This is a genomic window from Pontivivens nitratireducens (assembly GCF_011290545.1).
Taxonomy (GTDB): Bacteria; Pseudomonadota; Alphaproteobacteria; order Rhodobacterales; family Rhodobacteraceae; genus Pontivivens; species Pontivivens nitratireducens.
In genome coordinates this window covers 1,920,282-1,941,497 of sequence record NZ_CP049811.1, presented here as the reverse complement: position 1 = coordinate 1,941,497, position 21,216 = coordinate 1,920,282, and the positions used below count along the sequence as shown (strand labels likewise).

Here is a 21,216-nt window from a genome sequence, read left to right as displayed (position 1 = left end):
CCGCCGAGGCGGCGTAATACGCAACTTCGCCACCTCAACTAAGCGACGCCCACGCGGGGCGCCGACTAAACTGTTCGTGTGAGGAGAACAAATACGGTGGCCACAAGGTTCCATGACATCACGTTGATTTCCCGTGTTTTCACCATCTATCAGCAAATCCCGCACCTGCTGGCGACACCGGGTGAACAGAGGCGGAAATTGCCGCCCCGGCGCGCCGTTTCCGTCCCACCCATCAAAGCTACGCGCCAGCGTCCCGGTCACGTTCGCGAAGTGCACGAGCAAAGTCCGGCTAGATCGCGTGAATGTCCGCGACGACCAGAACCGGCCCGCTCGGCGCGCCGGTGGTGGATCCCCCCTCCGGCTCCATACTGACGCCGAAATGCGCGTTCGTGGTCATTTGGGCGGCGACCTCGGGCGAAAGCTCGATTTCGTAGACCTGCTGTTCGGGCACGACGCCCATCGACATCGGCGCGGCGGTCGGCGTGGGTGCGAACCACAGCTCCAGATCGCGGCCCGGATCGGGTTCGCCCGACAGCCTGTTGACCCGCAGGACCGCACGTTCGGCATCGTATCGCGTGATGAACGAGATATCGCTGTCCGGTGCGAACAGGGCCGTTACCAGATCCGCATCCGGCAGGCCGGGCGGGGGCGGTGCGACCGCATCGTCGAACGAGACGAAAACAGCCGCCGCAACACCCAGCGCGGCAACACCGCGCCACAACGGGGTGCTGTTCCACAGCCGCGACAACATAGATGGCTGCGCCCCGAACAGGCGGGCGGTCAACTGCTTGCGGACCGCCGCCGGAACCGTGACCTCCTCAAACTCGCTATCGAGATCCGAGAGTTTTCGTTGCCAGTCAGTGACCTGAGCGGCGAAAGCACGGTCGGTGCGCATCAGCGACGCCGCCTCAACAAGCGCGGCACCGTCGAGCAGGCCAAGCGCGAACTCGGCCGCCAGCCAGTTCCTGCCGTCTCCGTCTTGATGTGCTTTATCGCTCATACTTCTTCCATCTTCCCCCCACCCAGGCAATCGCGCAGGGCAAGCAGGCTGCGGCGCAGCCAGGTCTTCATCGTGTTCAACGGCACCGAATGCCGCTCCGCCAGTTCGGCGTAACTGTAACCTTCGAGGTAAGCGCCGCGCACGGCGTTCGCCCGATCCTCAGGCAATTCCTGCAGGCACAACGATATTCTGCGCCCCGTGTCGCTGGCGATCAACTGCTCCTCCGGTCCCGGCCCCGAATCGGGGATCTGAACGGCCTCGTCGATCTCCACGTGATTGCCACGACGTTTGCGCAGGCGGTCGATGGAGTGGTTGCGCGCGATGGCGACCATCCAGCTGATCGGTGAAAAGCCGCCTGACTTGTAGCGGTCGGCATTGTTCCAGACCTTGACGAATACCTCCTGCACCGCCTCCTCGGCCTCTGCCCTGTTCTTGAGTATACGAAGGCAAACGCCGAAAAGTTTCGCGGATGTCTGATCGTAGAGATCAATGAATGCGGCACGGTCCTTCAGCACCACGCGCCCAATCAGGTGTTCGATGCGTTCTGCGGACATTGGTGCCTCAACTTATTCGACATTGCATGGGAGCCAGACGACCTTGCGCGACCTCATTCGTCGGGCAGGGAAAAGATCTGTCCGGGGTATATCAGGTCAGGATCGCGTATCTGATCGGAATTTGCTGTAAAAATTTGCGTGAACAGCGGGCCTTTCCCGTACCGCTCCCGCGCAATGGTCCACAGGTTGTTTCCGGGCTGCACGACGATCTGCTCCAACGGGTCCGCTTGGTCCACCGTGGCGATGGCAAACGCGGGTTCGACGCGGCGAAACGGGCTTTGCGCACGGCTGGTGACGCGCCCATCATCGGCCACTTCATCCACCCTCAGCGTGTAGTTTCCAATCGGCAGCGCCTCCACCACAACCGTCCACGTCCCGTCTGCACGGATGTCCGCCTCGGCTATGGGGGCGTCGTTGGCATAGATCCGCGCCGTGCTGGCAGGCGTTCCGCGACCGCTCAGGATCACGGCGCCCTCCGCCGAATAGCTGATGGTATCGAGCACGATCTGGCCCACCGGCTGGGACAATGCGGGTTGCACCACCTCCACCTGAGTGGGGGAGGAGATGACGACGACCGGGGCTTCCGGGGTGCTTTCCGCCTCGTCCGGAGCATCCACGATAATGATGACCGCCTCGTCTGATGTGACCTCGTCGCCGTCCGAACCGGTGCGCAACCGCAGTTCCTGCGCGAATCCGGTGCGCGGCGTATCGACCATCGCCACGAACTCCCCCCGGTCCGAAGCGGTGGCCGTGCCGATCGGCTGACCGTCGGCAGTTACCGTGACCTCGGCCCCCGGTTCCGCCCGGCCTGCGATCACGGTGGAGCCATCGCTCTCAACCCGCACCAGATCGAACTGGGCGGCGGTCACTGGCGTCGCGTCATCCGCGACCTGCGACGCTTCTGGTTCGCGATCCTGAGCAGTGACGGCAGAGGTTGCCGGTTCATCCGTTCCCGCCAATCGTGTGTCGGAGTTCGGCACCCTCGCACTCTGCGATGGGTCGAGATCGGTGGTGTCCGGCATATCGGAGGTTGCAGTCCCAGCTGCAAAGGTCTGCGCGCTATCCCCTTCAGGTTCGGGGACGGCCTCCTCTGCGGTGGAAGTTTCACCGGATTGGGAAAGGGTAGCAATCACAGGCTTCTCATCAACGTCCGGTTGCTGTTCCGCTCCGCCGAAATCCGGGGCGGTGGACGGATCCGGCATCGTCGTCGTTGCCGACTCAGTCATGGTGGTCTCAGCTATTTGCGACGGCACGGCGGCAACCACGGGTTCCGATGCCTCTGTTGCAGCGTTGTCTAATTCCCCCGCAGGCGCGGCCACGCCGGTCTGTTCCATTTGCGGAGCCTGCACCTCCGGCTCCGGTGCGATGACTGTGTCTGGCGTCGTGGGTGACATATCAGCGGTTTGTCCGCTCGACCCTGTTCCGGGCGCGACCTCACCGCTCTGAACCACGGGGTCCTCGCCAATCTGTCCCCCGGTCCGCTGCGCCTGATACCACCACAATCCAAGCAGACCGGCGACGACCGGAACCAGGAAGAGTCCAATACGCTTCGTTTGTTCCATAATATCCCTCGCCAGTCGCCATCCGGTGTGATGTATCGGTTCCGTCTGCCTGACACTGTTATACGTGTGTCGAAGATAGGCAAATATTTGCCGACCAGAGGAACGTTACGTGCCGCCAGTTGCGGCAAGGAGGCCACATGACCAGCACACTTACCCATGGTATCTGCGTATTCTGCGGATCTCGCCCAGGCGATGACCCTGCCTTTATAGCAGATGCCACCACAATCGGGCAGGCCATTGCCGCCGAAGGCTGGCGCGTCATCTATGGCGCGGGCGATATCGGCATCATGGGCGCCGTCGCGGAGGCCGCGCAGAGCGCGGGGGGCAAGCTGTTTGGCGTGATCCCGCAACACCTGGTGGACGTGGAGGTCGGGCGCGTTTCCTCCGACGCCTTCGTGGTGACGGACAACATGCACACACGAAAGACGGTGATGTTCGCGAACTCCGATGCGATCCTCGTCCTGCCGGGTGGGCCGGGCACACTGGACGAGTTGTTCGAGGTCATGACCTGGCGCCAACTGGGCGTGCACGACAAACCCATCGTCCTGCTCAACACCAACGGCTATTGGGACGGGCTGATCGATCTGATCGACGGCATTATCGCACGCGGTTTCGCCGAACCCTCGTTCAAGGAATTCCTGACCGTCGTCACCACTCCGGATCAGGCCATGGCCAGTTTGCGCGCGCGCCTGTCCTGACGCAGAACACCCAGTGAATACAGCGCCAGCGCCATCCAGATCATCGGAAAGGCGATGGCGTGCCACCGGGTAAACGGCTCATTGAACAGGAACGCCGCGACCGCGAATTGCAACGTCGGGTTCAGGTACTGCGTCAGACCCAGCGTTGCGTAGTGCAACCGGGTCGCGGCATAGGCGAACCCCACCAAGGGGCCGCCGGTGATGATGCCCGACATCGCCAGCAGCGCCCAGTCATGAGCGTCCAGATGCGCCACACCCGGCCCGAGGGCGACATATCCCAGCGCGAGGGGCATCAGCAGCGCAACCTCCAGAAATGTGCTGGTCACAGGGCCCACGGTCAGTACTTTCTTGACCAGCCCATAGCCGCCGAACGTTCCGGCCAGCAGCAGCGATATCCACGGCGCGACGCCCAGACCCAGCGTCAGGGTCAGCACGGCCCCGGTGGCCAGCGCGATGCCGATGCCCTGCCACGGTCCGAACCGTTCACCGAACACCAGATATCCCAGCACGACCGTGACCAGCGGAAAGATGTAGTAGCCCAGCGACGCCTCCATCGCGCGGCCTGAATGGATCGCGAAGATGAAGCCGAACCAGTTGGTCGAGATCAGCAGAGCACTGACCGTCAGCAGGCCGAGGGTGCGGCGGCTGGAAGCGGCCTCACGCACCTTATCCCCGCGACCTGTGAGTGCGATCACGATGGCGAAGAACAGAAAAGACCAGATCGTGCGATGCGCCAGCACTTCGAGCGGCGGCAAATGGGTGACCTGCGCGTAATATATACCCGACAGGCCCCATGTCGTGCACACGGCCAGCATAGCCAGCACGCCCTTCATACCATTGGTCATTGCAGCTTACCTTTGCCGATCAGGGGCCTTCCCCAACCGGCATATCGTCCAGACTGTCAAAGCAGAAGGCCCGGATTGTACGCCGACAATCAGCTCAGTTCGACGACGCCGATCTCGGGAACCACGCCCAGACGCAGCGGAAACACCGCGCAGCCAAGCCCGCTGGTGACGATCAGATCGCCCTGATCCTCATGCACGTGGCCATAGGCGTAGCGTGTGCCGTACTTGGAGGGCACGCCCAGCACCTTGCCGAAGAACGTCATCTGACCGCCATGCGTATGACCCGAGATCGTCAGCGCGATCTTTTCATCCATATCGACGAACCCGTCCGGCTCATGGGCCATCATGATTGCCGGGCATTCGTCGTCACCGATCTGTGCCATCGTACCGGGCAGATCGTCTGAGCCGATCATCTCCCCGTCCTTCTTGAACGCTCGCTGATCACCCAGGCCCGCCAGCCAGAAATCGCCGTCGTCGCGAGAGATCTTGATCGCCTTGTTTTCCAGAACCGGAATACCGGCCGCTTCGAGCAAGCGCGCGATCTGCGGCGGACCGGAGGATATATCCTCCATCTCCTCGTCCTCTTTCCAATCATGGTTTCCCATCACGGCATAGACACCCAATGGAGCATTCAACGCCGTCAATTCATCAACGACCGCCTGCCGCGAGGGGCGCTTGAAACCCGGTAGCACACCATAGGCGAAGTCACCGGGCAAAAGGATCAGATCCGGGGCCAGCGCATTGGCGCGGCGCACATATTTCCGGATATGTCGGGGCATCATGAACGGGGCGCTGGCATGGATGTCAGACAGTATGACGATCCGCATCTGGCCTGCCGTCCACTTGGCGGGGCTGATCTTCCAACGTGTGACCTGGACCCGTAGCGATGGATCGAAACCCCATTTCAGGAAACGACGAAGGGCACCCGTGCGGGTGCCCTTCGAATAAACGCGCAGTGCCTTGCGCTTGAAAGGTGTCATAGACGCGACGCTACATTTTCCCAGTTCACCAGGTTGTCGAGGAAGTTGGTGAGGTAGGCCGGACGCTTGTTGCGGAAGTCGATGTAATAAGAATGCTCCCAAACGTCACATCCCAGCAGCGCGGTCTGGTTGAAGCAGATGGGGTTCACGCCGTTCTCGGTCTTCGTGACCTTGAGCGAGCCGTCCTGATCCTTGACCAGCCAGGCCCAGCCCGAACCGAACTGACCAGCGCCAGCGGCGGCGAACTGCGACTTGAACTCCTCAACGGAATCGAAGTTTGCCTTGATCGCGCTCTCCAGCTCGGAGGGCATCGCGGTGGTGCCGGGGCTCATCATTTCCCAGAACTGGTTGTGATTCCACAGCTGCGAAATGTTGTTGAAGATACCATTCTGCGCGACCGCATTGGCATCGTAGGTGCCACGGATGATCTCTTCGAGGGATTTGTTCTCCCACTCGGTGCCTTCGATCGCCTTGTTTCCGTTGGTCACATAGGCGTTGTGGTGCAGATCGTGGTGATATTCGAGTGTCTCCGCGCTCATCCCGTGGGGGGCGAGGGCATCGTGTGCATAGGGCAGATCGGGAAGCGTGAAAGCCATCGGGTTTCTCCTGTGCTGGACCGCAACATCGCGGTCGGTTGCCCTTTTACATATCACTCGATCCCGTCGTGGAAAGGGCCATGGCGCAAAACGGGCAATCACGACCGGAAAACACGGGAGAAATTGCGCAAAGGTTCACGATCCAAACGGATGCTTGCACACGGGATGCACCGCTACAGGTGGAATCGGTCGGGGGTCACGTCACCGTGACGGGCAGCAAGGCTGCGGCGATGCGGCGACCTTCGCTCAACAATACGTTATATGTGCGACAGGCAGAGGGGGAGGACATCACCTCCACCCCGATCCCGGCTGATTCCAGCTCCGCAACCAGATCCTCCGGTCCATTGGCGATTTCGTCGCCTGTGCCCAGAAACAGGACGTCGATACTGTCCGCAATGGCCAGAAACGTTGCGGCATCGCCACCCCACGGACCGGCCCCGTCCGGCAACAGCGCAACCGGACCCTCAATCACCTTGCCATCCACACGGAAAAACCCCGGCCCGTAGCCATCGACGGGGCGGGCATTCTGATAGCTGATCTCGTTGAGTTGCATAGCGAAATCCCCCGTCCCGGCTACTCTTCGATATAATCTTCCATGGTTTCCGAGGCAATGTCAGGGCCGCCGAAGTAGTCGATTGCGGCCCATGCTATCAATCCGCCAACGAGGCAAAACAAGATCTCACGTCCGAATTCGCGCAGCTTACGCATCGATATGCGCGTATTTGGAATTCCCCTTGCGCGGGCCTTCTGTCGGGCCGTCACCCTCCTTGGACCAGTCGCGCTTCACATCGAGGCGCAGCAGAATCGGAGACGCCACAAACACCGACGAATAGGTGCCGACGACCACGCCCCAGATCATCGCGAAGGTAAATCCGCGAATGACTTCACCCCCCAGCACATAGAGCGCCGACAGCGCGATCAGCGTGGTCAGGGATGTCATCACTGTGCGGCTCAACGTTTCGTTCAACGACAGGTTCAGCAGGTCCTTCAGGGCCATCTTCTTGTAACGACGCAGATTTTCACGCACCCGGTCGAACACGACAACAGTATCGTTCAGGGAATAGCCCACGATGGTCAGAATCGCCGCGATGATCGAGAGGTTGAATTCCAGACCGATCAGGCTGAACACGCCGATGGTCAGGATCACGTCATGCACCAGCGCGGCCACCGCCCCCAGCGCGAACTGCCATTCGAACCGCAGCCAGATGTAGAACAGCACGGCCACAACCGCCAGAGAAACGCCCAGGATGCCGTCCTGCACCAGTTCGCCCGAAACCTTGGCGCCCACACTCTCCGTGGACAGGATCGTCAGCCCCTCGAACCGTTCCTGCAAGGCGTTGACCACCATCTGCACGGTGTCGTTCTGGATCGCGTCCTCATCGTCCTGTTGTTCGATGCGGATCAGGGCGGAATACTGCGCGGCGCCGGTCAGTTCCGCCGCCGGGTCACGCAGCTCACTGACCGTGGCATCGCCGACCTCAAGCTCACCCAGCAGATCGCGGTATTCCTGCGTTGCCACGGGACCGGGCGTTTCCGTCATGATGACGGAGCCGCCGCGAAAGTCGATGCCGTAGTTCAGACCGACAACAGCGAACAGCACGATTGAGGCGACAACCGCGATCGCGGACAGACCGAATGTAACCTTTTGAAACCTGAAGAAATTCAGTTTCGTCGTTTCGGGTACCAGTTTCAGACGCATGGTTCCGCTCACACTTCGATGGTTTTCGGGCGACGCAGGTCAAACCACGTCACGATCAGCAGGCGGGTGATCAACAGAGCGGCAAAGACCGACGTGACGATCCCCACGCCCAATGTCACCGAAAACCCGCGTACCGGACCTGATCCGATGACGAACAGGATCACTGCGGCAATAAAGGTGGTGATGTTCGCGTCCAGAATGGCCGTGAACGCCTTGTCATAACCCAGCTGGATCGCCCGCGCGGGGCCTTTACCGGATTTCAGTTCCTCACGGATACGCTCGAAGATCAACACGTTCGCATCCACCGCCATGCCGACGGTCAGCACGATCCCCGCAATCCCGGGCAGGGTCAACGTGGCCCCCAGAACCGACAGAATGGCGAAGATCATCGCCACGTTCAAGATCAGCGCGACATTGGCGAACAGACCGAACAGGCCGTAGCTCAGCCCCATGAAGACCAGTACGGCCACGAAGGCGACCATGGTGGCCAGACGTCCCGCCTCGATTGAATCGGCCCCCAGTTCCGGCCCGATGGTCCGTTGTTCCAGCACCACCAGTTCCGCGGGCAAGGCACCCGCCCGCAGCAGGATCGACAGGTTCGCCGTCTCCTGCGTGGTGAAGCGACCCGTTATGATGCCGGAGCCGCCGGGGATATAGCTTTGGATGCGCGGGGCCGACACGACCTCATCATCCAGCACGATGGCGAACAGGTTTCCGACATTCTCCGCCGTATGATCGCCGAAGATGCGCGCGCCCTGCGCGTTGAACCGGAAGGATACTGCGGCATTGTTGTTCTGATCGAAGGTCGATTGCGCATCGACCAGTTGATCGCCGCTGACGATGGCGCGACGCTCCACGATGTAATAGCTGCTCGGCTCATCCACCGAAGGCAGCAGCAGGTTGCCCGCACCGGGGCGCGCATTCTCGTCCGTCGTGGCGCTGACCACATGGTGAAAGCCCAGTTTCGCGGTGGTGCCGATCAGGTCCAACACCTCCTGCGAGGAACCGACGCCCGGCACCTGGATCAGGATGCGGTCGTCGCCCTGCCGCTGGATGGTCGGCTCTCGGGTGCCGCTTTCGTCGATCCGGCGGCGTACGATCTCGACCGATTGGGCGACGGTGCGGTCGTCCGTCGCCGATTTCTCTGCATCGCTCAGGCGGATGCGGATCAGATCGGTTCCCTCGGCGGAAACCTCGATGTCGGTGGAGCCTATGCCGGTCAACGTGGTGATCGGTTGCGCCAGTTCGCGCAAGGCCTCGATCGCCGTCTGCTGACCCGATGCCTCCCCTATGCGCAGCAACAATTCGCCACGCTCCGTATCGACCTGTCGGACGGTGCCGACCGCATCACGCTGCTCACGCAGAACGCGCAGCGCCTCGGGCCAGATGCCATCCATACGGTCCTGATAGACGTCCTCGACCTGCACCTCGACCAGCAGATGCGCACCACCGCGCAAATCCAGCCCGAGATTCACCAGATCGGAGGGCAGATAGTCCGGCCAGTTCCCCTCCTGCCCCGCGGCGACAGCATCGTTTGATGCCTCGACCTGCGCATAGAACAGGTTGGGCGCGGAAAACAGAAGCGCGGCGAGGCAAACGATCACCACGCCGATCTTCTTCCAGAGGGGATAGCCGAGCATTTGGATCAGTCCTTGGCCGGTTCGGTCTTGCTGAGCACCTGCGCCACGGTCGCCTTGACGACCCGCACCTTGACGTTTTCGGCCAGCTCGACCTCGATTTCGTCATCTTCCTTGACCTTGGAAACCTTGCCGATCAGGCCGCCCTGGGTGACGACCATATCGCCACGGCGCAATGCCTCGACCATGGCCTTATGCTCCTTCACCCGCTTTTGCTGAGGACGGATCATCAACAGGTAGACGATACCGAAGATAAGGATGATGGGCAGGAACTGGGCGATGCCAGCACCGGCGCCACCGGCGGCCTGAGCGTATGCAGGGGTCACGAACATAGATTTCTCCGAAGGTCGATTGTGCGAAGTCGGGTGACACCTATAGCGTGGCCGGACCTGGCGCAAGACGATGAGGCTGGAATGACGTTTCGCGAATGGATCGGATTGAGCAAGACACCCCGCTACGAGGTCGCGCGCTGGTTGGGGCCATTGCTGTTCAGCGTCGTCGTGTTAATCGGCACTGGCCTGCTGGCACTGGTGCTGTTCCGCAGCTTCGAAGCGTTGGTAGGCGGCACCGGGGAGTTGCGAAGCTATCTGTACTTTCTGGTGGCCCTCATCGGCCTCCCCTTCGTGATCTGGAGGACAAGGGTTGCTCAACACCAATCACAGACTGCAGAACAGGGCCTGTTCACCGATCATTTTACTAGAGCAATAGAGCAGATAGGATCTACGAAAATTATTAAGACAGCACCCCAAAACGTAGAGAGTGGTGGTGCCATCGTTGCAATGCAAATTGAGGAGAGTGTACCTAACTTAGAGGTAGGACTTGGAGCAATTTACGCTCTTCAGAGACTGTCTCGAGATAACTTAGATGATTATTTGTCCATAATGGAAATTTTCTGCGCTTACATCCGCGCAAACGCCTCGAACCAGACTGAATATGCTAAAGACTATGCCGTAGTTGTCACATCCCAGAAGGTAGTATGGCTGTTTTTTAAACAGCTCCGGCTTCATTTTGTGCCAGTCTTTCATCGCCTGCAATGGCGTCTTGCTGCCCAAGGCTGATTGCGGGAGCTGCTGGTTGTAGAGCCAGACATACCGGTGCAGCGTCGTCTCCAATTCTTCGCCTGATCGGAAATGGTGGCTTTGCAGCACCTCTTCGATGCGGCCGTTGAACCGCTCGACCATGCCGTTGGTCTGGGGTGACTTTGGCGGTGTCAGGCGATGATCGATGTCGAGGGCTGAGCAGAGCTGGTCGAACTCGTGCGCGCCCGTGGCCGCGCGCTTGCGCAGGCCGAAGAGGCGGTCGGTGAACTCCTTGCCGTTGTCCGTAAGAATGGTGCGGATACGCAGGGGGCAAGCGCGTTCCAGATCGCGTAGGAAGCGACGCGCGTTGGCGGCGGTCTTGGCCCTGAACACACGGATGAAGACCCAGCGGGTCGCTCGGTCGATTGCCACGAAGAGATAGCGCCGCGAGACCTCATCTTCCATTTTCGGCAGGTATTTCACATCGATATGGATGTATCCGGGCTCGTAGGCCTTGAAGGTGCTGTGCTTCGGCTTCTGGTCCTGAGCCTTGAGATCGCGGAGGTTTCCCACACCATGCCGTCGCAGGCAACGGTCCAAACCGGAGCGCGAGACGTTCGGGTTCAGGAACTCCCTGACCACGGAAAGCAGATCATCGAGCGAAACCAAAAGCGTCCGGCGCAAGGCAACCGCGACCGCTTCCTGCGCGGGCGTCAACGTTGTCTGAAGCCGATGCGGCGTGTGGCTGCGATCCTCGACGCTATCCCGGTGCCGCCATTTATAGACCGTCTGCTCCGTGACCCCGAAACGCTCGGCCAGTACTGGCGCAGGCTCCGTGCTCGCTTGTATCGCGGCCCGAACCTTCGGCGTCGTTGTGGCTTGCTTGTGAAGGTGGATCAACATGGTCGCGCCCCGTCCCGAACTTCCCTGAGGACCGATCTTGCCATGAAAAGCGCCGATCGCCGAGGGCTTATGTGATCATCCGGGATGGAACACCTAGCATCTCCAAGAGTAGACATAGAAGCCGCATTTTTAGCCGTTGTGAGCAGAGATCCTAAAAATCTTAAAGTCGAACAAATCCATCAGCGATGGCAGTAGAAGAATTATCACCTAAGCGACTGTTACTTAAGGAATATTTCAGCCCCAAACGCAAATTTACGGAACGCGCAATTAATTAACACTGACTTCTCAGACTCTGTGTCGGATGATAGTGTTTTCGATGACGCTTGCGCTTTCGGTGCAGTTTTTGACTCTACTGACCTTCAAAGAGCGCGCTTCCGTAACGCTATGCTTGGATACTACCCTCAGCCATTCGCAAGTTTTAGAGGCGCTGACCTGGTAATCCCCCCATTTTTGCGGGGGCTTGGCCGTAGAATTTACGCGGCCATTCTCAGTTTCTGGGCGGGGGTCATCCCGCCGTTGCCCATGTTGGGGCGTTCATGGTTGTAAGACCAGAGCCATTCAGTAGCAATCTGCTGCACCTCGTCGATGCTTTCGAAGATGTGGAGGTCCAGCCATTCGTGCCGGACCGTCCGGTTGTAGCGCTCGACATAAGCGTTCTGCTGCGGTTTCCCCGGCTGAATGTGGGCCAAGGCGATGCCCTTGTTTTCGGCCCATTCCATTAGGGTGCCGCTGATATATTCTAGGCCGTTGTCGACTCGAATGGTTCGAGGCGCACCGCGCCATTCGATGATCTGGTTCAGCGCCCTGACGACGCGTTCCGCGGGTAGCGAGAAGTCGACCTCGATACCCAGCCCTTCACGGTTGAAGTCGTCCAGGACATTCAGCAGCCGGAACTGGCGACCGTCCCCAAGGCGATCTGCCATAAAATCCATGGACCAGACCTCATTCGCAGCCTCCGGAACCGCCAGCGCCTCGGGCTTTTCCCGCTTCAGGCGCTTGCGCGGTTTGATCCGCAGGTTCAGCTCCAGCTCGCGGTAGATCCGGTAGACGCGCTTGTGGTTCCAGCCATGGCCTTGGACATTGCGCAGGTACAGAAAGCACAGGCCGAAGCCCCAGGTCATCTTCGCCTTCGTCAGCCCCAGAAGCAGGTCGGCGATCTGCTCGTTCTCCTCGTCCAGCTTGGGACTGTACCTGTAGCAGGTCTCGCTGACGTCGAATGCCCGGCACGCCAGCGCAATGCTGACGCCCTTCATCGCCACCGCTTTCCCGGCCAACTCTCGGCGTTGAGCTGGCCGTGTCATTTTTTTCCCAAAGCCTCCTTGAGCAGGTCGTTCTGCATGCTGACGTCGGCAAACATGCGCTTCAGGCGCCGGTTCTCCTCCGCCATAGCCTTCATCTCGCTAATGAGGCTGGCGTCCATCCCGCCATACTTCGCCCGCCATTTGTATAGCGTGGCGCTGCTCATGCCATGTTCGCGGCACAGCTCGACAGCAGGCACACCGCCCTCCATCTGGCGCAGCACGCCCATGATCCGGGCTTCGGGTGTCTTCTTCATCGGAATCTCCTCAGTCATCCTGCCGAGAAAATTCTACTTCCGCATCCCCTTAAGATAGGGGGGATTACCACCTTACAGACACTGATTTTTCTGGTGCCGCGTTCGTCGTCAATGAAAGTCATGTCTGGAGCGCCACCCTTGATGGCTCCAATCTAGATTTGCCTCCCCTCACTTAATCCCCCATAACCCCCGCACCAAACCACTACCCGGAGCAATCCCATGCATGACATCCGCATCATCCGCGACGACCCTGCCGCTTTTGACGCCGCCCTCGCGCGGCGTGGGGATGCGCCGGTTTCCTCCGACCTGATCGCGCTCGATGCCAAACGGCGTGAGGCGATCCAGGCGGCGCAGGATGCGCTTCAGGAACGGAATGCCGCCTCGAAGCAGGTCGGTGCGGCCAAGGCCAACGGGGATGAGGAAGAATTCGCCCGCCTGCGTGCCCTCGTCGCTGAAAAGAAGGACGAGATCGCCCGCCTCGAAGCCGATGCGAAGGCCGCGCAGGAGGAGTTGGACGACCGCCTGATGCGCCTGCCCAACATCCCCGATGCCGATGTGCCCGACGGCGCGGACGAATCCGATAATGTCGAGATGCGCCGCAAGGGCACCCCGCCGACCTTCGACTTCACCCCGGTCGAGCATTTCGAGCTGGCCGCCGCCAAGGGGCTGGACTTCGAGACGGGGGGCAAGCTCTCCGGTTCTCGCTTTGTGGTGTTGCGCGGCGCAATGGCCCGCCTGCATCGCGCGTTGGCGCAGTTCATGCTGGACATGCACACGACCGAGCATGGGCTGGAGGAAACCAACACCCCCGTGCTGGTGCGTGAAGAAGCAATGACCGGCACGGACAAGCTGCCGAAATTCGGTGATGACAGCTATCAGACCACCAACGGCTGGTGGCTGATCCCCACATCGGAAGTCACGCTGACCTATTCGGTGTCCGGCGACGTGCTGGAGGAGGCGACCCTGCCCCGCCGCATGACCGCCCATACCCTCTGCTTCCGGTCCGAGGCGGGCAGCGCGGGGCGCGACACCTCCGGCATGTTGCGTCAACATCAGTTCGAGAAGGTCGAGATGGTCTCAATCGTCCATCCCGACGAAAGCCGGGCCGAGCTGGACCGGATGACCGGTTGCGCCGAGGCCATCCTGGATCGACTGGGATTGGCCTATCGCACGCTGGTGCTGTGCACCGGCGACATGGGGTTCGGCGCGCGCCGGACGCATGACATTGAGGTCTGGTTGCCCGGTCAGAACACCTACCGCGAAATCTCGTCCTGCTCGACGACCGGCGATTTTCAGGCCCGCCGAATGAATGCCCGCTTTCGCCCCGGGCAGGGCGGCAAGCCGGAATTCGTGCACACGCTCAACGGCTCCGGCCTTGCCGTCGGTCGCTGCCTGATCGCGGTGCTGGAAAACGGTCAGCAGGCCGATGGCTCCGTCAGGCTGCCGGACGCGCTGGTGCCGTATCTGGGTGGCAAGACGACGATCACTGCGGATGGCAGCTTTAGCTAAACGCATGATCCGGGTGGCCTGACCCGGCGATTCGATGAAAATGGTGGGCCAGAGGAGGCCCGCCATGACCATTCAGTTCCACCCCCTGCCCACCGATGAGGTTCGCGCTCTGCAATCAGGCGGCCCCGATTTCTGGGGCAATCGCGCGGAACGTGCCACCAGCGACGGTTCAGGCATTCCCTGCCGTCACTGCATGGCCCACGTGCCCGCCGGTGAGGACTATCTGATCGCCGCCTACCGTCCGTTCCCCACCGCGCAACCCTATGCCGAGGTTGGCCCGATTTTCCTGTGCGCCAGGCCCTGCGAGGCCCCGGGCCCATCGGCGGAAATTCCTCAGTTCCTCAGCAGCCCCGCCTATCTGCTCAAGGGCTATACCGCCGATTATCGCATCCGCTACGGTACCGGAGCGATCGTCGCGACAGCAGATATCCCCCGCACGGCCGAGGCGATCCTTACGGACCCCGAGGTCGCTTTCGTCGATGTCCGCTCCGCCCGCAACAACTGTTTCCACACACGAATTCGTTGTTGCACCTGACAGCCCGTTGACGCCTCCGTGCCCTGCGCCATGTGATTTGCGCAAAGGAGTGCACCGATGCGTTTTCTCATCCTGTTTCTGGCTGTCGCCTTTGCCGCAATGCCCTTCTTCATCCGGTTTAATGGCTTCGAGCCAAGCCTTTACCCCATCCCGCAGGAGGACCCTGCGATCCAGCCTGCCGGTTGGGCTTTCTCGATCTGGGGGGTGATCTACGTGGCGCTGATCGTTCACGCCGTTTTCGGTGTCCTGCGGGCCGACGATCCGGCGTGGAGCAACAAGAAATTCCCTCTCACCATCAGCCTCGCCATCGGGGTGATCTGGCTGCCGGTCGCGGGCTACAGCCCGGTCTGGGCGACGCTGCTGATCCTCATCATGCTGTTCGGTGCGCTGTTGGCGCTGTTTTTCGGTCTGAAGGCGCATGAGCCGTGGCGCATGGACCTGCCGCTGGGCCTCTATGCTGGATGGCTGACTGCCGCCAGCTTCGTCAGCCTCGGCCTGCTCACCGCCGGCTACGGTCTTATCTTCGGCGATGTAGGTTGGGCCCGGGTGCTGCTGCCCGCAGCCGTCCTGTTTGCCGCGGCGATCCAGTGGAACCTCGGCTTTGTTCCCGGCTACGGCGCGGCGGTGATCTGGGCGCTGATCGGCGTGGTGGCGCAGGCGGCATCGCCGCATCCTGACGTGGCGATCCTTGCCGGAATGGGCATCGTGGTGCTGGGGGGTGTCCTTCTCGCCACGTACCGGCGGAAAATGGCCTGACCCGACTGGACCGGACAGCAACCGATCCCTACACAGTTGCGCAAAGCGGAGGACCGAATGCGCATCCTGATCACCAATGACGACGGCATCATGGCCCCGGGTCTGAAAGCAGCCGAGGCTATCGCCGCCGAAATCGCCGGCCCCGACGGGGAAGTCTGGGTCATCGCCCCCGCGATGGAGCAATCCGGCGTTGGCCATTGCATCAGCTACGTCACCCCGATGCGGATCGAGCAACACGGCCCCCGCCGCTTCGCCGTTGCGGGCTCTCCTGCCGATTGCATCATGGCAGGGCTTTTCGACGTGATGAAGGACTGCCCCCCCGATCTGGTGCTGTCCGGTGTGAACCGGGGCCACAATGTCGCGGAGGATACGCTATATTCCGGCACGATCGGCGGCGCGATGGAGGCGGCTCTGCACAAGGTCCGCGCCATCGCCATGTCGCAATATTACGGCCCCGGCAGCCGGGAAATGGCGGACGGGTTCGAGGCCGCAACCGCACATGGCGCACGCGTCGTGCGACAATTGCTCAACAAGGCGACATGGGAACAGGGCGGCCGATACGGCGTGTTCTACAACATCAATTTCCCGCCGGTGACCGCCGATCAGGTCAAGGGCGTGAAGGCCACCATACAGGGGGAACGCGGCGGCTCCCCCTTCGGCATCTCACCACAAGACGCACCGAACGGGCGGCGGTATCTGTGGATTCAGCACGGGCTGGGCAATCACACCTGCGCCCCCGGCACCGATGCGCGTGAATCATCCGAAGGTCACATTACCGTGACCCCACTGCGGGCCGATCTGACCGCGCGCGATCTGGTATCGGGGCTGGAGGACATCCTGTCGTGAGACCACCCGTCGCCCCTTCCCCTCAGGACGAGGCCCGGTGGGCGCTGATCTTCGCTCTGCAACAGGAGGGGGTGCGCGATCGCGCCGTGCTCGACGCGATGGAGGCAACGCCCCGGGGGCTGTTTCTCGACGGGATATTCCGCGCGCGTGCCTACGAAAATATTCCCCTGCCGATCTCATGCGGGCAAACGATCAGCCAGCCTTCGGTCGTGGCCCTGATGACGCAGGCGTTGCAAGTGGATCGGCGTTGCAAGGTGCTCGAAATCGGGGCGGGATCGGGATATCAGGCAGGCGTGCTCAGCCACCTCGCGCGGCGGGTCTATACCGTGGAACGACATCGCCCGCTGGCGCGACAGGCCCGCGCGGCGCTGGCCGAAATGGGCGCTGACAACGTGACCGTCATTACCGGGGACGGCACCTCCGGCCTGCCCGAACAGGCCCCTTTCGACCGCATCATCGTCACCGCCGCGGCCGAGGACCCGCCCGCAATCCTCGTCGATCAACTGCGCGAGGGCGGCATCATGATCCTGCCCGTCGGGCAAAGCGATACCGTGCAGCACCTGATAAAAGTCGTTAAAACCGCTGACGGTCTGGAGTATAGTGAACTGGGCGACGTTCGTTTCGTGCCGCTGCTGGAAGGCGTGGCCGAAGATATCGCGGACGGATAGACCCTAAAACCAGACGTCCGAGGCCCGTTTCGAGCAAAAGAGAGTACCGCCATGTCATCCCGGTCCATTTCCATGTCCCTCGCGTTCGGCGGGTCGATCCTGTTGAGCGCTTGCACCGCCCAGAACGAAGCCCCCGCGCCCGTCGTGTTCCGCGGCTCCACCCCGGATCAACCCGCCATCGTCGCCGCCGCTCCGATCCCAACCGCACCCATCGTGGCCGCGCCTGTTGCGGACGCCCGTGGCGTGTCGGATCGTGGCAGCTATCAGGTGATCGTGGCCGGGCAGGATGACAGCCTGATCGACATGGCCACGCGGGTCGGCCTCTCACCCGCCGAACTGGCCAATTACAATGGCCTGCCTGTCGCCTACACCCCGAACGCGGGTGAAGAAATGGTGCTGCCGCCACGCGCGGATCGCTACGCACCGGGGGCCGCTGTCGCCACAGGCGGGTGGAGCCCGGACATCGCCGCCGCCGCAATTGACCGCTCGACCCTGCCCTCGGTCCAGACCGGCGCCATCGGCGCGCCCGCGACCACGACCCAGACCGACACCGCCGCGCCACTCGCCCATACCGTCGCACCGGGGGAAACGCTGTTTTCCATCGCGCGGCTCTACGACGTTCCGGTTACTTCATTGGCCGACTGGAATGGCCTCGGCGCGGATTTCGCGCTCAGCACCGGACAGCGGATTGAGATTCCATTCGGTTCCGTCACCACGACCCAACCTGTTGCGCCCAGCCTGCCACAAGCGCCCGTCACCGTCGTGCAGCCCGATGCGCAGGCCGTGCTGCCCGGCGTCGCCGCCGTGCTGACCCCGCCGCCATCCGCCGCACAACCCTTGCCCGAGGACACCACCCTCGCTGTCGAAACACCCGAAAGCCCCAATTTGGGCCAGTTCCGCTCCGGCAGCGGCATCTTCGTGCCGCCTGTCGATGGCCCGATTCTGCGCCCCTATTCGCCAAACGGCGCCGACCGGAACGAGGGGATAGACTTCTCCGCCCCGGTTGGAGCGCCGGTTCGTGCCGCCGCAGATGGTGAGGTCGTCCTCGTCTCCCGCTCCGTGGGCGATCTGGACACCATCGTGATGGTGCGCCATCCCAACAATCTGGTGACAGTCTACGGTCGCATCACCGGCGTGAACGTCGCACGGGGCGACAGTATTTCCCAGGGACAGCAACTCGGCACAGTGGCGGAGCGGGCAGATCCGTCCGTCCAGTTCCAGGTGCGTCGCGGTATGCAGCATACGAACCCGGCGGAATATCTCTAAGGAAAGCTGCCTCCGGCGTGGATACTTGACCAACGGGACTGCTTTCACTTTCTCGAAATATCCCCGCCGGAGGCAAGGTTTCAATCCAGCGCCACGCCCTGCCGCCCGGCCAGATCGGTCACGTATTGCCATGCCACCCGGCCGGAGCGCGCGCCGCGCGTTTGCTGCCATTCGATCGCCTCGGCGTGCAAGGTTTCATCGTCGATTGCGATACCGTAGCGATCGCAATACCCCCGAATCATCCGCAGATATTCGTCCTGAGAGCAGGAATGGAACCCCAGCCACAGGCCGAAGCGGTCCGACAGGCTGACCTTCTCCTCCACCGCCTCGGCCGGATTGATGGCGGAGCCGCGCTCGTTCTCGATCATGTCGCGGGGCATCAGGTGGCGGCGATTCGACGTGGCGTAGAAGATCACGTTTTCGGGCCGGCCCTCGATCCCGCCGTCCAGCACAGCCTTGAGCGATTTGTAATGTGCATCGTCGTGGTTGAACGACAGGTCGTCGCAAAACAGCAGGAAACGGCGGTCGGTGCCGCGCAGCAGGCGCAGCAAGCGGCCGATACTGGGCAGATCTTCACGCAGGATCTCGATCAGAATGGTGCCCTGCCCGGCCTCGGCATGGGCTGCCTTTACCAGACTGGACTTGCCCATGCCCCGCGCGCCCCATAGCAGGACGTTGTTCGCGGGCAGACCGACGGCAAATTGTCGCGTGTTCGTGACCAATGTATCGCGGGCGCGTCCGATGCCGACCAGCAGGTCCAGCGGCACGCGCGATACCTGCTCCACCACCTGCAAGCGATCCGGCGCCGTTTGCCAGATATAGGCGTTGCCCGCCCAGTCAGGCGCGGCGGCGGGTGGCGGGCTGATCCGCTCCAACGCCTGGGCGATCCGCTCCATCGCGTCAGAGGTCAAAGCGACTCTTCCTCTTCTTCCTCGGCCCGCTTGCGCTCCACCCACCAGACCAGCCAGATCGAGATTTCGTAAAGCGCGTAGACCACGGTGAACAGGATCACCTGCGTGATGACGTCGGGCGGCGTGACCAATGCCGCCACCACCAGAATGCCGACCACGGCATATTTGCGCATCGCCTTCAATCCATCGGCACTGACCAGGCCGGCCTTGCCCATCAAGGTCAACAGGATCGGTAACTGGAAACAGATGCCGAAGGCGAAGATGAATTTCAGTGAGATATCAAGCGTTTCGCGAACGGAGCCGAGGAAAACCGTCTTCAACTCCTCGTTCTGCGCGACCACCGGATCCGCGTCCTGACCGCCCACCAGATTGGCCAGCGCCGGCACCACGTCCGAAAACCCGATAAAGAAGTCCATCGCTAGCGGTGTCACCACGTAATGGGCAAAGGACGCGCCCAACAGGAACATCAGGGGCGAGGCGATGACGAAGGGCAGGAACGCGCCCTTCTCATTGGTGTAGAGCCCGGGCGCCACGAACCGCCACATCTGATAGGCGATCACCGGAAAGCTGACGGCCAGTCCCAGTAGGATCGAGATGCGAAACAGAACGAACAGCTTTTCCTGCGGCGCGGTGAAGATCAACCGAGGATCCTCGCCCCGTGCGCGCAGCACATCCGAAATCGGTTCGGCGATGAAGTTCAGCGTCGGTTCCGCGATGAAGAAGCACAGCACCACCCCCACCAGCAGCGCCAGGACGGAGCGGATGATACGGGTGCGCAATTCGGCCAGATGCTCGATCAGCGGCATGGCCGCCTGATCTTCGGGTTCAGTCTGGGCCATCTGTCAGGTCTCTTTTCGCGCTGGGGTCGCTGGCGGAGTCATTGGCCCGGCTTGCGTTTCGGAGGTTGCCGTTTCGGGCGCTTCCGTTTCGGGCGTATCCATCTCAGGCGCTTCCGCCTCGGGGGCGGAGGGACGCGGGGGCATCATGGAATGATCGTCCACATCCTCGAAATGCGGAAAGCCCGCCTCGGATGCGGCATTGGCTGCGGCGGCGGCATCGCGCCGGGCCTGATCGGGATCGCGCGGCTTTGCCGAAGGGTCGATATCCGCCATCATCGACTTGGCATAATTGCGTGCGGATTTGCTGGCCGCGTTCAGCGGGTCGGTGGCGGAGCGGACCCCGTCCATCGCCTTTTTCACCTCCTGCAATTCCGTCTGGCGCGCCGCGTCGTTCATCGCGGACTGGAACTGCCGCGCCATGCCGCGCGCCTTGCCGACATATTCGCCCACAGTGCGGAACATACGGGGCAAATCCTTGGGGCCGACGACGATGAGTGCGACGACACCCACCAGCATCATTTCGTAAAAACCGATATCAAACATGCTGGAGGCTCACATATCCGGCCGGATCAGGCGCGGTCCTCTTTTACGGAGTCGCGGGCCGGATCGTGCACGGGGGCTTTCGCCGCAGGGGGGGTCACATCGCGGGCGCTCTCGATCTTGCCCTCCTCGTCCTGCTCGGCCTGACCATCGGCCATGCCCCTCTTGAACGAGGTGATGCCCTTGCCGACATCGCCCATCAGTTGCGAGATCTTGCCGCGTCCGAACAGGACCAACACGACAACAGCGATAAGGATGAGGCCCATGGGGCCGATATTGTTGAGCATGATTGCCCCTC

At 61.7% G+C, this 21,216-nt stretch carries 23 protein-coding genes and 1 pseudogene; 8 read left to right on the top strand and 16 right to left on the bottom strand.

What is annotated here, in order from left to right; translation table 11 throughout:
• Positions 1-289 precede the first annotated feature (289 nt).
• Genes G8E03_RS09620 through G8E03_RS09610 form a run of 3 tightly spaced genes read right to left on the bottom strand, consistent with a single transcriptional unit; the run spans position 290 to position 3,116 of the window.
• Positions 290-1,000 (bottom strand): anti-sigma factor, encoded by a 711-nt coding sequence (locus tag G8E03_RS09620; RefSeq protein ID WP_166191067.1) that lies wholly within the window; start codon positions 998-1,000, stop codon positions 290-292.
• On the bottom strand, positions 997-1,554 hold the full coding sequence (locus G8E03_RS09615; protein WP_166191065.1) for a sigma-70 family RNA polymerase sigma factor: 558 nt from the start codon (positions 1,552-1,554) through the stop codon (positions 997-999). Before G8E03_RS09615 ends, G8E03_RS09620 begins: the two co-directional genes overlap by 4 nt.
• 53 nt (positions 1,555-1,607) lie before the next feature.
• The gene (locus G8E03_RS09610) at positions 1,608-3,116 is read right to left on the bottom strand and encodes an Ig-like domain-containing protein (RefSeq protein WP_166191063.1); all 1,509 of its coding nucleotides are present in this window, start codon (positions 3,114-3,116) and stop codon (positions 1,608-1,610) included.
• 137 nt (positions 3,117-3,253) lie between these two features.
• Between G8E03_RS09610 and G8E03_RS09605 the strand changes: the two genes are divergently transcribed.
• Positions 3,254-3,814, top strand: coding sequence for an LOG family protein (locus G8E03_RS09605; RefSeq protein WP_166191061.1), 561 nt, complete (start codon positions 3,254-3,256; stop codon positions 3,812-3,814).
• Here G8E03_RS09605 and rarD read toward each other — a convergent pair.
• The 8 genes and pseudogenes from rarD to G8E03_RS09565 form a co-directional block, all read right to left on the bottom strand.
• Positions 3,778-4,659: an EamA family transporter RarD gene (gene rarD / locus G8E03_RS09600; RefSeq protein ID WP_166191059.1), complete on the bottom strand. Its 882-nt coding sequence runs from the start codon at positions 4,657-4,659 to the stop codon at positions 3,778-3,780. The genes G8E03_RS09605 and rarD overlap by 37 nt on opposite strands.
• Before the next feature lie 89 nt (positions 4,660-4,748).
• Positions 4,749-5,639, bottom strand: a complete 891-nt coding sequence (locus G8E03_RS09595) for a metallophosphoesterase (RefSeq protein ID WP_166191057.1) — start codon at positions 5,637-5,639, stop codon at positions 4,749-4,751.
• Positions 5,636-6,235, bottom strand: a complete 600-nt coding sequence (locus G8E03_RS09590) for a superoxide dismutase (protein WP_166191055.1) — start codon at positions 6,233-6,235, stop codon at positions 5,636-5,638. The genes G8E03_RS09595 and G8E03_RS09590 overlap by 4 nt, the downstream gene beginning before the upstream one ends.
• Before the next feature lie 196 nt (positions 6,236-6,431).
• Entirely contained in the window at positions 6,432-6,788 is a 357-nt protein-coding gene (locus G8E03_RS09585) for an Mth938-like domain-containing protein (protein WP_166191053.1), read from the bottom strand.
• Between the two features lie 147 nt (positions 6,789-6,935).
• Positions 6,936-7,934, bottom strand: a complete 999-nt coding sequence (gene secF, locus G8E03_RS09580) for a protein translocase subunit SecF (RefSeq protein ID WP_166191051.1) — start codon at positions 7,932-7,934, stop codon at positions 6,936-6,938.
• 8 nt (positions 7,935-7,942) lie between these two features.
• Positions 7,943-9,574 (bottom strand): protein translocase subunit SecD, encoded by a 1,632-nt coding sequence (secD, locus tag G8E03_RS09575; RefSeq protein ID WP_166191049.1) that lies wholly within the window; start codon positions 9,572-9,574, stop codon positions 7,943-7,945.
• A gap of 5 nt (positions 9,575-9,579) precedes the next feature.
• Complete coding sequence (gene yajC, locus G8E03_RS09570; RefSeq protein WP_166191047.1) at positions 9,580-9,903, bottom strand: preprotein translocase subunit YajC; 324 nt, start codon at positions 9,901-9,903, stop codon at positions 9,580-9,582.
• A gap of 624 nt (positions 9,904-10,527) precedes the next feature.
• Positions 10,528-11,493: pseudogene (locus G8E03_RS09565) on the bottom strand (IS481 family transposase); the annotation flags it as partial.
• A 231-nt stretch (positions 11,494-11,724) separates the two neighbouring features.
• Here G8E03_RS09565 and G8E03_RS17700 point away from each other — a divergent pair.
• Entirely contained in the window at positions 11,725-12,039 is a 315-nt protein-coding gene (locus G8E03_RS17700; RefSeq protein ID WP_166194071.1) for a pentapeptide repeat-containing protein, read from the top strand.
• Here G8E03_RS17700 and G8E03_RS09555 read toward each other — a convergent pair.
• Positions 11,967-13,048 (bottom strand): IS3 family transposase gene (locus G8E03_RS09555; RefSeq protein WP_166191045.1). Its coding sequence is split into 2 segments (ribosomal slippage): positions 11,967-12,793 and positions 12,793-13,048, totalling 1,083 coding nucleotides; the frame shifts between segments, so codons are not numbered across the junction. The two genes, G8E03_RS17700 and G8E03_RS09555, sit on opposite strands and share 73 nt — an antisense overlap.
• A gap of 219 nt (positions 13,049-13,267) precedes the next feature.
• Between G8E03_RS09555 and serS the strand changes: the two genes are divergently transcribed.
• The 6 genes from serS to G8E03_RS09525 all read left to right on the top strand — a co-directional run bounded on the left by serS (position 13,268) and on the right by G8E03_RS09525 (position 18,628).
• The gene (serS, locus tag G8E03_RS09550) at positions 13,268-14,557 is read left to right on the top strand and encodes a serine--tRNA ligase (protein WP_166191043.1); all 1,290 of its coding nucleotides are present in this window, start codon (positions 13,268-13,270) and stop codon (positions 14,555-14,557) included.
• 64 nt (positions 14,558-14,621) lie between these two features.
• Positions 14,622-15,092, top strand: coding sequence for a DUF1203 domain-containing protein (locus tag G8E03_RS09545; RefSeq protein ID WP_166191041.1), 471 nt, complete (start codon positions 14,622-14,624; stop codon positions 15,090-15,092).
• Between the two features lie 57 nt (positions 15,093-15,149).
• Positions 15,150-15,848 carry a tryptophan-rich sensory protein gene (locus G8E03_RS09540; protein ID WP_166191039.1) on the top strand — a complete coding sequence of 233 codons (699 nt, stop codon included), beginning with the start codon at positions 15,150-15,152 and terminating at the stop codon, positions 15,846-15,848.
• 57 nt (positions 15,849-15,905) lie between these two features.
• Positions 15,906-16,694, top strand: coding sequence for a 5'/3'-nucleotidase SurE (gene surE / locus G8E03_RS09535; RefSeq protein ID WP_166191037.1), 789 nt, complete (start codon positions 15,906-15,908; stop codon positions 16,692-16,694).
• The gene (locus G8E03_RS09530) at positions 16,691-17,362 is read left to right on the top strand and encodes a protein-L-isoaspartate(D-aspartate) O-methyltransferase (protein WP_205793055.1); all 672 of its coding nucleotides are present in this window, start codon (positions 16,691-16,693) and stop codon (positions 17,360-17,362) included. The genes surE and G8E03_RS09530 overlap by 4 nt, the downstream gene beginning before the upstream one ends.
• 72 nt (positions 17,363-17,434) lie before the next feature.
• Positions 17,435-18,628, top strand: a complete 1,194-nt coding sequence (locus tag G8E03_RS09525; RefSeq protein ID WP_205793053.1) for a M23 family metallopeptidase — start codon at positions 17,435-17,437, stop codon at positions 18,626-18,628.
• Between the two features lie 80 nt (positions 18,629-18,708).
• Here the strand turns inward: G8E03_RS09525 and G8E03_RS09520 are convergent, their stop codons facing one another.
• From G8E03_RS09520 to tatA, 4 genes are read right to left on the bottom strand one after another with little or no spacing between them, the layout of a single operon-like run.
• Complete coding sequence (locus tag G8E03_RS09520; protein WP_430693244.1) at positions 18,709-19,524, bottom strand: ATP-binding protein; 816 nt, start codon at positions 19,522-19,524, stop codon at positions 18,709-18,711.
• 11 nt (positions 19,525-19,535) lie between these two features.
• Positions 19,536-20,378 carry a twin-arginine translocase subunit TatC gene (gene tatC / locus G8E03_RS09515; RefSeq protein WP_166191031.1) on the bottom strand — a complete coding sequence of 281 codons (843 nt, stop codon included), beginning with the start codon at positions 20,376-20,378 and terminating at the stop codon, positions 19,536-19,538.
• Between the two features lie 3 nt (positions 20,379-20,381).
• Entirely contained in the window at positions 20,382-20,921 is a 540-nt protein-coding gene (gene tatB, locus G8E03_RS09510) for a Sec-independent protein translocase protein TatB (RefSeq protein ID WP_166191029.1), read from the bottom strand.
• A gap of 26 nt (positions 20,922-20,947) precedes the next feature.
• Positions 20,948-21,205: a twin-arginine translocase TatA/TatE family subunit gene (tatA, locus tag G8E03_RS09505; RefSeq protein ID WP_166191027.1), complete on the bottom strand. Its 258-nt coding sequence runs from the start codon at positions 21,203-21,205 to the stop codon at positions 20,948-20,950.
• Between the last annotated feature and the right edge of the window lie 11 nt (positions 21,206-21,216).